The sequence below is a fragment of the Arthrobacter sp. FW306-1B-F12A genome (assembly GCF_058781865.1).
On record NZ_JBYSXD010000029.1, the window covers coordinates 46,731 to 55,476 of the forward strand.

The 8,746-nt window shown below is 64.2% G+C and carries 9 protein-coding genes; 1 reads left to right on the forward strand and 8 read right to left on the reverse strand.

Annotation, left to right across the window (positions count from 1 at the left end):
• Positions 1-27 precede the first annotated feature (27 nt).
• The 5 genes from iolB to AC3WJU_RS14585 form a co-directional block, all read right to left on the reverse strand.
• Positions 28-921, reverse strand: a complete 894-nt coding sequence (iolB, locus tag AC3WJU_RS14565) for a 5-deoxy-glucuronate isomerase (protein WP_307052800.1) — start codon at positions 919-921, stop codon at positions 28-30.
• Positions 922-938: 17 nt separating this feature from the next.
• Positions 939-1,679 (reverse strand): GntR family transcriptional regulator, encoded by a 741-nt coding sequence (locus tag AC3WJU_RS14570; RefSeq protein ID WP_059388160.1) that lies wholly within the window; start codon positions 1,677-1,679, stop codon positions 939-941.
• A gap of 232 nt (positions 1,680-1,911) precedes the next feature.
• Positions 1,912-2,361, reverse strand: a complete 450-nt coding sequence (locus AC3WJU_RS14575) for a hypothetical protein (protein ID WP_492260194.1) — start codon at positions 2,359-2,361, stop codon at positions 1,912-1,914.
• A 10-nt stretch (positions 2,362-2,371) separates the two neighbouring features.
• Complete coding sequence (locus tag AC3WJU_RS14580) at positions 2,372-2,776, reverse strand: cupredoxin domain-containing protein (RefSeq protein ID WP_492260195.1); 405 nt, start codon at positions 2,774-2,776, stop codon at positions 2,372-2,374.
• Between the two features lie 127 nt (positions 2,777-2,903).
• Positions 2,904-3,683: a gamma-glutamyl-gamma-aminobutyrate hydrolase family protein gene (locus AC3WJU_RS14585; protein WP_307052803.1), complete on the reverse strand. Its 780-nt coding sequence runs from the start codon at positions 3,681-3,683 to the stop codon at positions 2,904-2,906.
• Between the two features lie 63 nt (positions 3,684-3,746).
• On the opposite strand from AC3WJU_RS14585, the gene AC3WJU_RS14590 reads away from it, so the two are divergent.
• Complete coding sequence (locus AC3WJU_RS14590) at positions 3,747-4,880, forward strand: LOG family protein (protein ID WP_306962113.1); 1,134 nt, start codon at positions 3,747-3,749, stop codon at positions 4,878-4,880.
• A gap of 51 nt (positions 4,881-4,931) precedes the next feature.
• Here AC3WJU_RS14590 and AC3WJU_RS14595 read toward each other — a convergent pair whose 3' ends face one another.
• The 3 genes from AC3WJU_RS14595 to AC3WJU_RS14605 all read right to left on the reverse strand — a co-directional run bounded on the left by AC3WJU_RS14595 (position 4,932) and on the right by AC3WJU_RS14605 (position 8,472).
• On the reverse strand, positions 4,932-5,759 hold the full coding sequence (locus tag AC3WJU_RS14595; RefSeq protein ID WP_059388157.1) for an IclR family transcriptional regulator: 828 nt from the start codon (positions 5,757-5,759) through the stop codon (positions 4,932-4,934).
• Between the two features lie 128 nt (positions 5,760-5,887).
• Positions 5,888-7,144: an aminopeptidase P family protein gene (locus AC3WJU_RS14600; protein WP_284989670.1), complete on the reverse strand. Its 1,257-nt coding sequence runs from the start codon at positions 7,142-7,144 to the stop codon at positions 5,888-5,890.
• Positions 7,145-7,176: 32 nt separating this feature from the next.
• Positions 7,177-8,472, reverse strand: a complete 1,296-nt coding sequence (locus tag AC3WJU_RS14605) for an MFS transporter (protein ID WP_253257232.1) — start codon at positions 8,470-8,472, stop codon at positions 7,177-7,179.
• Positions 8,473-8,746 lie beyond the last annotated feature (274 nt).

Consider the following 8,746-nt stretch of genomic DNA (forward strand, 5'->3'; position numbering starts at 1 on the left):
GGCGGTGGGGATTGGGTGTGCGGCTCCTTAGGCGCCGAACGGCAGGCGGGGGTCGATGTCCTGTCCGTCCCAGCTCTGCCGCACCCACCCGTGGTGGGGGTCGTCGCTGATGAGCCATTCCCGCACAGGTCCCGGGCCGGCCATGACGTTCAGGTAGTACAAGTCGTAGCCCGGAGCGGCCATGGCGGGGCCGTGCCAGCCGTAGGGAACAAGAACGACGTCGCCCGTGCGAACCTCCGCGGCCACATCGATCGGCCGTTCATCTGAGGCGTAGACACGCTGATAGCCGATTGCATCGGCGTCGGCGGGTGCACCCGACCCTTGAGCCACGCGGGTCTCGAAGTAGTAGATTTCCTCAAGCTCCGTTTCGCCGTCCTTTTCCTCGTCATGCTTGTGCGGAGGATAGGAGGACCAGTTGCCTGCGGGCGTCAGCACTTCGCAGACGATGAAACGGTCGGCCTCAAGGGCGGCGGGAGTGCCGAAGTTGTGGACCTGGCGGGAGCAGTTGCCTGCTCCGCGCAGCTCCACAGGGGTTTCGGCCGCGGTCACGAGCCTGGTGGGGTACGACGCGTTGGCGGGGGCAGTCGCGACGGCGACGCGGCCGCCGTCGGGCGAACTGATGGTGACCGCGGCGTTCGTGCCGGAATACAGGACATCGCTGGGGCCATGGAATACCGACGCCCGCCCCGCGAGGGGATACTCGACGTCGTCGACCGTCACCGTGAAGGCGCCGTTGAGCGGCACAATGATCCGCTCCTCAGCTGCGGCGGGGAGTTCGACGGCGGCGCCCGCGGCGAGCGTGGCCACCTTGAGCCCGGTGTGGGCCCACCCGTCCACAGTCAACGCGGAATCGGAGGTTCCGAGCGAGATGTCCCAATCGCCGTCGTTGGCGGTTCCCAGTGGATAGACCCAGTTGGCCATGAAGTTGTGTCCTTGCGTTAGCGCTGTACGAGTGTCATTTCAAAGCTGTAGGAATCGGCCCGGTACACGTGGTGGCCGGTTTCCACCATGCGTCCGGTGTCGTCGACGGCGGTCCGTTCCATGGTGACCAATGCCGAGCCGACTTCCGCCTCCAAGAGCGGTGCCTGGTAGTCATTGGCGATCATGGCGCCGATCCGCTGCGAAGCGAGCCGGAAATTGACGCCGCCGCGGCGGAGGATGGCGTAGAGTCCTTCTTCCGCGAGCATGGCCTCGTCCATGGTGGCGATGTCGTCGCGGACCCAGTTCTCCATGAGCGCCAGGGGCTTGCCGCCCACTTTGCGCAAGCGCGTGAAGTGGTACACCTTGGAACCGGCCGGAAGCTGGAGGGCAGTCAGCGTCGCAGCGTCCGCCTCCATGTGCGAGAAGCTGAGGACCTGCGTCGTGGGCTTCTTGCCGTTGTTGGTCAGGTCGTCGTAGAGGCTGGAGAGCTCCAGGGGCCGGCGGACCTGGCTCGACACCACCTGTGTGCCGACGCCGCGCTTGCGGACCAACAGGCCCGAGCGGACGAGCTCGTCCATGGCCTTGCGCATGGTGGGCCGGGACAGGTTGAGCTGGGCGGCGAGGTCTATCTCGTTGTCCAAACGGCTTCCGGGCTCCAGCACTCCGCTGTGGATGGCGGCCTCGATGCCCTGGACCACCTGGTGGTACAAAGGCACAGGGGAAGAACGGTCGATAGTGAGGCCAAGTTGATTCGCCATTGCATGCTCCCTCGCATTCCAGGACCGTCCCGGAAGTTGCAAGCATGTCCGTTCATGTTCGCTTGATAGGACATACTGCTTTACTGATGATAGCAGGAGCATTGCGCGGGTCAAGGGTGCTGGAGGCGCGTTTATTGCGCCGTTTCAGGGGTCTTGTTTGGGACATGTCCAGACATCAGGACGAGCGTCTGGCGCCCTCAGCGGCGGGTGCGCCTTTCGGCGTCGCGCGCCTTCAGCGGCGGCGTCGGGCGCTGCTGCGTTGACGGACGTAGCCGACGGCGGCAAGCACGGCGCCCAGTCCCTCGGCGACTGCGCTAAGGGTCTTCTCGAAAAACCATACGGGCTCGTACATGGACGGGAGCGGACCGATGGCAGGTATGTCGACATAGCGGTAGAGGAGGACCGCAATGAAGGCGCTTCCAGCGACGACCACCGCGGCGGCGTAGGCTGGCCGACTGCCGCGGACCAGGACATACAGGGCGACGAGGATTGCGACCGCGCCCTCAAGGCGGAACAGATTGCCTTCACCGATTCCGCCAGGGGCACCCAACTGGTAACCGGAGGCAAGGTCGAAATGCACCACGGCGTCGACGACCAGGGCTGCCGCCACAAGCAGCCTCAACAGAATGTCCATTGGCTTGCGGCTCGCCGGCTTGCGGCGGGCCGCTTCACGGGTGCTCATTTTGCTGTGCTCATTTCACGACCAGCGTTCCGTGCATGTTGGAGTGGTACGCGCAGTGGTAGGGGTAGCTGCCCGGTGTGGTGGGCGCCGTGAACTGGACCGTTCCGCCTGCGCCGTCGACGGCGGCGTCGAACGCCTTTCCGTCGTCCGAGGTGACCGTGTGGGCCTGCGTGTCCTCGTTCTTCGCGGTGATTTTGGCGCCCGGGCTGACCGAGACAGGTCCTTGATAACCGAAGTCCTTGATGGTGATAGTGAGCGATTGCGAGGTCCCCGACGGCGGAGCAGTCGACGACGCGGCGGAAGGTGGGCTCGACGATGCGCCCTGGTAGCCGGTTCCGGACGCCCCGCAACCGCTCACGGCAATCAGGGCTGCCGCTCCAACGATGACCATCATGGCCTTGGGGTTGCTCCTCATGTTTGGTTCCCCGCTTCTCGTGTCCGGTGGCGCGAAGGTGCTTGCCACATTGATGAGACGAATTCCGGAGCGGTCAGGTTCACGGGCGCGGGAAATTGTTTCCGGCGAGCGGGGGCGTCCCGCTCGATCACCCCACCGGACGCAGCGTCCTGCAGACCTCCACGAACGCCTTGAACGGGGCGAGCCGTTCCTCGTCGGGCAGCTGCGAGGCCTCGGGATGCCATTGCACGGATGCCACCCAGCGCTGCGGATCCTCGAGGGCTTCCACGGTCCCGTCCTCGGCGACCGCCGTCACCACCAAGCCATCGCCTATCCGGGCCACGGCTTGGTGATGTCCCGAAGCAATCCGCACCGAGCCCCGTGCGTTGTAGAGTCCAGCCACTTTGGATTCCGGTGAAAGTTCGACGTCGTGCCATGCCCAGGCGCTGAGCTCGCCTTCCGCCGGGCTGAGGCCGTTGTGCTCGACCGATGAGGGGTGCATGTCCTGGATGAGCGTCCCGCCGTAGACCACGTTGAGGAGTTGGTGGCCGCGGCAGATTCCGAGGGTGGGCAAGCCGGCGTCGAGCGATCCACGGGCCACCGCCAAGTCCAAGCGATCCTGGTCAGGGTTGACGTCGTAGCAGGCGTCAGTCGCTTCTTCACCGTAGAGTCGCGGATCCAGGTCTCCGCCGCCGGGCAGCAGGACCCCGTTGAGGGAGCGAAGCTCGGCGGCCAGCGGACCGGCTTCGTCGGTAAAGGAGGCGTCCAGGAGTACAGGCTCCGCACCGGCGTCTCGCACTAGTTCGACGATGAAGTCGAAGAGTTCGTTCGCCTCTCCCACGCGGGGATCCGTGCTTTCGGAGCTGCTGAGGCGGACGGGAATGCCGATCCGGGGCCGGACGCTGCTCTGCTGTTCGGAAGTCTGCATGCTCCATGATGCACTGGACGGGAGACTCCTGCGCAACGGGAACCGCGGGCTTACGCTGATGCCATGAATCCGTCGCGCGCACTGACTCCCAGTCCCCGCACGCTCGACATTGAGAGCGTGGCCCATTTCGACAGGCTCCTGAGCTCCGGTGCCGCAACGATGCACGGTTGGCACGCCCAGTCGCTGGACTTACGGGGCCGACGGGCGGACCTGCAGCGGCTGGATCCCCAAGGCGCCATCTTCTTGGGCTGTACTTTCGACGACGGCGTCGAGGACTCCCTGCGGAGCCGCGGCGCACTCATCTTTCCGAAGCTGCGCGGGGTGCCGTTCAACCCGTACCGGGGCAGCCTTTACAGCGCCGCCGAACTGTACGAGGACATTGACTCCACGGAATACGAAGCCACCTTGGATGCCCAGGTCTACCACTGGAGCATCATGCCGGGGCAACGGACCAGCCTGGACGCCACCCTCGCCGCAGCCCTGCACGACCACGCTATCGGGGACGCCTTGGACGAGCTCCTGGGCAACGGGGATTTCGCGGGGAACAAGATCGTGGGAGTCATGGGCGGCCACGTCGCGCAACGCGGAACACAGGACTTCGACGACGCGGCGCTCCTGGGCAGGCTCTTGGCCTTGTCCGGCTTCACGGTAGCCACCGGGGGTGGGCCCGGTGCCATGGAAGCCGCCAATTTGGGTGCCTACTTGAGCGGACTGCCCGACGCCGACTTCGCCTCCGCGCTGCAGTCGCTCGCGGCGGTGCCGGGTTTCCGTCCCTCGGTGACGGCGTGGGCGCGGGCGGCGGCCGCCGTCGTCGGGCACCATCCGAGCGGAACGACGTCGCTGGGCATCCCCACCTGGTTCTACGGACACGAGCCGCCCAACCTCTTCGCGACCCACATCGCCAAGTACTTCGCCAACTCCGTGCGCGAAGCGATCCTGCTGGAGCTATGCAACGGCGGGATCGTGTTCCTTCCGGGCTCAGCCGGCACCGTGCAGGAAATCTTCCAGGACGCGTGCGAGAACTTCTACGGCGCCCCGGAAACCGTCACGCCCATGGTGCTCGTAGGGCGCGATCATTGGGAGCACAAGTATCCCGCGTGGCCCATGTTGCAGAGCCTTGCTGCCGGGAAGGTGATGGAGGGCCGGATCTTCCTGGTGGACAGCGTCGAGGAAGCGCTCGCCGTGGTCGCGGGCTAACTGCTTGGGTATGGCGGCTCGTAACGACAACAAATGCGAGCTACTTAGGAGTTAGTGCGGGGCGCGGCCGCCCAGGCGCGTGGTGACTTTGCGGGCTGCGTCTTGGCATGCCTCGCCGAGGCTGGCGAGCGTGTCCTGCGAGACCCTGAACTTCGGCGCCGGGATCAGGACAGAGGCAACGATGTCTCCGCGGTGGTCAAAGACGGGCGATGCGACGCCGACTTCTTCGATGGACGTTTCGCCGAAATTGAAGGCCCAGCCCCGGGTCACGGACTCCTGCAGCCGAAGAAGGTAGGCCTCGATTGCTTCCTCGTCGAGACCGGGCAATGTAATGGAGCCGCTGCGGAGGAGCTTGCGGACACGGTCGGCGTCTTCGGCGGCGAGGAAGACCTGCACCGAGGAGCTGAGCGCCTCGTTGTAGCGGGCACCCAGCGGAGCGAGGTGCTTGACCTGGTGGCGGCTGGCGATTTGCTCTACGCACATGGATTCGCTCCCGTTCCACACCATGAGCGCGCTCGTCTCGCCTGTCCGTTCGCTCAGCTCACGCAGCACGGGATAGGCCACGCGGCGCTCTTCCAGTTCGGCAAGGAGGGGGCCGGCAAGGGCGATCATCCCCAAGCCGAGCCGGAAGCGGCGGGACTCGGGGTCGCGCTCCACCAGATGTTCTTGTTCGAAGGTTGCCAGGATCCGGGACACGGTGCTCTTGTGCAAGCCGATCCTGCCGGCGATCTCGGTGACTCCCAGCAAGGGTTCCTCGGCGGTGAAGCTGCGGAGCACGGCAATGGCATTCTCGAGTACCGAAGCGCCTTTGGAATCGCCGTTGGCCGGGGTTTCGCTGGTGGTTGCACGCCGTTCTGCACGCGGTTCTGCTGGGGTCATGATGGTCACTATATGGCTCTTTTAATGGGGACATGCCCAGCCTTGGCCGTGAGCAGTGAGCAGTGAGCATATGAGTCATATGTCCATTGCTCGGGCGCAAGGCTGGGCATGTCCACGGGAGGTGGGGGTTAGGCGCCGATGATGTTGTATTCCGGGCCGAACGGGAACTTGGTGATGTTCTCGGCACCGTCTTCACCGACCACTAGGATGTCGTGCTCCCGGTACCCGCCTGCACCCGGCTGGCCATCGAGGACGGTGATCATCGGCTCCATGGAGACCACCATGCCGGGCTCCAGGACCGTGTCGATGTCCTCGCGCAGCTCCAGTCCGGCTTCACGGCCGTAATAGTGCGAGAGGACCCCGAAGGAGTGTCCGTAGCCGAAGGTGCGGTTGGCGAGAAGACCGTGCGAAACATAGATCTCGTTGAGCTCAGCAGCGATGTCCTTGCAGACCGCCCCGGGCTTGATGAGCTCGAGGCCACGCTTGTGGACCTCCACGTTGATGTTCCACAGTTCCAGGGAGCGGGCATCGGGTTCGCCGTAGAACAGGGTGCGCTCCAGGGCCGTGTAGTAGCCCGAGGTCATGGGGAAGCAGTTCAGGGACAGGATGTCGTGTTCCTGGATCTTGCGGGTGGTGGCCCAGTTGTGGGCGCCGTCCGTGTTGATGCCGGACTGGAACCACACCCAGGTGTCGCGGATCTCGGAGTCCGGGAACGTCCGGGCGATCTCGTGCACCATGGCTTCGGTGCCGATCAGGGCAACCTCGTACTCGGTGATTCCTGCCGTGATGGCGTTGCGAATGGCCTCGCCGCCGAGGTCGCCGATCCGGGCGCCGTGCTTGATGACCTCGATCTCTTCGGCCGATTTGATCATGCGCTGGCGCATGGCGGCCTGGGCGACGTCCACTAGCGTCGCCCCGGAGAAGGCCGCCTGGATCTTGTTGCGGTTGTCCAGGGGAAGGGAATCGTCCTCGACACCCAGGCGGCGGACGGTGATCCCGCGGGTTCGCAGCACTTCCTGGATACCGAAGATGTAGTTGTCCCGGCGCCAGTCCGTGTAGACAAGGTTGTCCCCGTAGCTGCGGCGCCACGGCATTCCGGCGTCGATGTTGGCGGTAACGGTGACGGTGTCGTCGGCCGTGACCACCATGGCGTAGGAACGGCCGAAATAGGTGAACAGGAAGTCGGAGTAGTACTTGATGGAGTGGTAGCTGGTCAGGACAACGGCGTCCAGATCCTTCTCGGCCATGATCCGGCGAAGACCCGCGAGGCGTCGTTCAAACTCTGTGTCGGAGAACGTCAGGGAGACTTTCTCTCCGTTGTTGAGGACCTTGAGGCGCTCAAGCTTGGCGACGTCGCTTACGGCTTCATTCTCGGTGATGGTCATGGGTGGTGTTCCTTTCAATGGGTGGGTTGTTTTCAGTCCTGCTGGAGGGGTTTCTTGGAAGTCTCCACAGCGAAGAGGACCGCGATGAGGGAAATGACGGAGGCTGCTACGAGGTACCAGCCGGGGGCCAGCTGGTTGTGGGTCAGGCCGATGAGGAGTGTTGCCATGAACGGGGCGGTGCCGCCGAACAGGGCGTTGGAGAGATTGAAGCTGACGGCGAAGCCGCTGTAGCGGACCCTCGTGGGGAAGAGCTCGGCAAGGAAGCTGGGCAGCGTGCCGTCGTTGAGGGTGAGCATGGCGCCCAGCAGGATCTGGACCAGGACAATGACCAGGAAATTGCCGGTGTCGAGGAGCATGAACGCCGGAACGGTCAGCACCACGAACAGTACGGAAGCCGTGATGAGCATGCGCTTGCGGCCGAACCTGTCCGAGGCGATACCCGTCAGGAAGATGAATCCGATGTAGCTGAGGAGGGCAATGGTGGTGGCCAGGAACGATTCGGCCGCACCGAAATGAAGCTCCTCGGAAAGGTACGTCGGCATGTAGCTGAGGATCACGTAGAAGCCGACGGCGTTGAGCAGCACCGCGCCCGTCGCGATGATCAGCTGCTTGCGGTACGTCTTGAACATCGCGAAGGCCGGAGCCTTGACTGCGGTGTCCTTCGCGGCCATTTCGCGGAAGGCCGGGGTGTCCTCGAGTTTGGTACGGATGTAGCGGCCAATCAGGCCCATCGGGGCGGCCAGGAGGAAGGGCAATCGCCAGCCCCATTCGCCGAGCTGCTCGGCGCTCAGTACCGAACTGAGAAGTGCCGCCAGAAGGGAACCGAGCAGCAGGCCTGCCGCCGTGCTGGCAGGTACGACGGCGGCATAGAGTCCGCGCCGATTGGCCGGCGCGTACTCCACCAGGAAGGCTGAGGCACCTGCGTATTCGCCGGCCGCCGAAAAGCCCTGGACAACCCGGACGAGCAGCAGGAGGACCGGCGCCATGACGCCGATGGTGTTGTAGCCGGGGATGAGGGCGATGCAGAACGTAGCCACGGACATGAGCACGATCGAGAGGGAGAGTGCTTGTTTGCGTCCGAGGCGGTCACCGATGTGGCCCCAAATGAATCCGCCCAATGGACGGACAAAGAAGGAGACGGCGAAGACGCCAAACGTGGCGAGCAGTGCGGTCTGCCGGTCCGATGCGGGGAAGAAGACGGTCGAGATGATCCCGGCAAGGTAGCCGTAGACGGCGTAGTCGAACCATTCGACGAAATTGCCGATGAAGCTTGCAGTGATGACCCGTCGCCGGGTGTCTTTGCTGACTGTGTGGCTATTGGCTGGCATCGATGTGCCGCCTTGGATGGCTGCTTCGTCGGGAAGGTCGCCGGATCCGCCTTTGGATCCGGCAGGAGCGCTTCCCGGGATGGCTGCCACGGAGGATGTTTCGTTTTTCATGAATCCACCAAGAACTTTTTGGGTTGCATTCAACGCAACGCTGTTGCACCAGAATAGATGTGTTGCGCGTCACCGTCAAGAGTCTTCGGCTGTCGCCCAACTGACTCGCACATGTTGTCGTTTTGAGGGCGCTAAACGACAACAAGTGCTAGCTAGTTGGGAG

What these genes read in the sequence shown, in the direction of transcription:
- iolB (WP_307052800.1), bottom strand. Translation starts at nt 921, where the DNA reads ATGGCCAACTGGGTCTATCCACTGGGAACCGCCAACGACGGCGATTGG.
- AC3WJU_RS14570 (WP_059388160.1), bottom strand. Translation starts at nt 1,679, where the DNA reads ATGGCGAATCAACTTGGCCTCACTATCGACCGTTCTTCCCCTGTGCCT.
- AC3WJU_RS14575 (WP_492260194.1), bottom strand. Translation starts at nt 2,361, where the DNA reads ATGAGCACCCGTGAAGCGGCCCGCCGCAAGCCGGCGAGCCGCAAGCCA.
- AC3WJU_RS14580 (WP_492260195.1), bottom strand. Translation starts at nt 2,776, where the DNA reads ATGAGGAGCAACCCCAAGGCCATGATGGTCATCGTTGGAGCGGCAGCC.
- AC3WJU_RS14585 (WP_307052803.1), bottom strand. Translation starts at nt 3,683, where the DNA reads ATGCAGACTTCCGAACAGCAGAGCAGCGTCCGGCCCCGGATCGGCATT.
- AC3WJU_RS14590 (WP_306962113.1), top strand. Translation starts at nt 3,747, where the DNA reads ATGAATCCGTCGCGCGCACTGACTCCCAGTCCCCGCACGCTCGACATT.
- AC3WJU_RS14595 (WP_059388157.1), bottom strand. Translation starts at nt 5,759, where the DNA reads ATGACCCCAGCAGAACCGCGTGCAGAACGGCGTGCAACCACCAGCGAA.
- AC3WJU_RS14600 (WP_284989670.1), bottom strand. Translation starts at nt 7,144, where the DNA reads ATGACCATCACCGAGAATGAAGCCGTAAGCGACGTCGCCAAGCTTGAG.
- AC3WJU_RS14605 (WP_253257232.1), bottom strand. Translation starts at nt 8,472, where the DNA reads ATGCCAGCCAATAGCCACACAGTCAGCAAAGACACCCGGCGACGGGTC.